The sequence below is a fragment of the Leptobacterium meishanense genome, from assembly GCF_037645805.1.
In the GTDB taxonomy this organism is placed as follows: Bacteria; Bacteroidota; Bacteroidia; order Flavobacteriales; family Flavobacteriaceae; genus Leptobacterium_A; species Leptobacterium_A meishanense.
Map to the genome: position 1 here is coordinate 1 of NZ_JBBEXE010000021.1, position 1108 is coordinate 1108.

The window sequence follows — 1108 nt, forward strand, 5'->3', positions numbered from 1 at the left end:
ATACCTAACCTTAATAAATAAAACTATGTGAAAAACTAACTGACATATCACTATTAAATATTAAAAATGAAGAAGTTCTGCCCCCTAGTTAACTCCTTGCTTTTATGGAGCATCATCGGTGTCTCCTTTGCACATGCACAATCTTTTAATAACAAAATCCCCAATCCCGGGTTCGAGTCCGGTACTTTAATGTACCCTTTCAATAGACTGCCCGCTGCAAGCCGTGGCGGACTCTTTGTCATTGATTCCCTACAAGTCCACAGTGGCAGGTACGCTGCAAAGCTTACTTCTGCACCTGATAGCGATACCTTTACCTCGCCTTGGTTTGGTGATGTCTTAACTACTCTGGACCCCTCAAAACAATACGTCTCCTCCATAGGGGCTTGGGTAAAAGGACAAGCAGGTACCCAGGTGCGTACCTATATCTTCTATAAAGAAGTCCCATATAGCCCTCTGGTTCCCGGAGCATTCCAGTTCAAAAAGTTTACCCTCTCAGGCGATTGGCAATGGATAGAACATAGTTTTACCTCTCCAGAAGGGCATAACCTTCAATATGCAAGTATACGCCTGGATGTAATTACTCCAGGGGAGTCCGTTTACTGGGATGACCTTTCGTTCAAAACCGAAGAAGTGGCTCCTTTGTTAATGCCCTTTACAGAGGGCTTAGACAATGATGGGCGTTTAGAGGTCGTCCTTGGGAAAGAATTCTCTGATGGCCATGCCCTGGTACAAACATCCGCTGGCCTGCAAACAAAAACACTCCCTTGGAAGGGAAGTGTTGTTGAAACACTGGATACCAACAAGGACTATGAGGCTACACTCTCAACTAGGGTAAAAGGACAGGCAGGTACAAAAGGTAGGTTCTATATCTTCTTTTTGGATGAAAACAAAAATACCCAAGATGGCTGGTGGGACAAAATAGACCTGACCTTTACCGGGGATTGGCAAGAGGTAGGCCTCTCCTTAGCTTCTCCAAGGGGGATCCCTGTAAAGTATGCTGCCATTAGAATAGACAACCAATCGCCTAATACTGCTGTCTATTGGGACAACCTGGATCTAACCGTTGAAACCTTAAAGCCGGTTTATTTTAAGTATCCGGTTACCGAGC

The 1108-nt window shown here is 44.8% G+C and carries 1 protein-coding gene; it reads left to right on the top strand.

Annotated features, from left to right (window positions below):
* Nucleotides 1-66: 66 nt before the first annotated feature.
* Nucleotides 67-1108 (top strand): hypothetical protein (locus WBG21_RS11215; RefSeq protein ID WP_340077922.1); only part of this gene is annotated, 1042 nt, incomplete at its 3' end.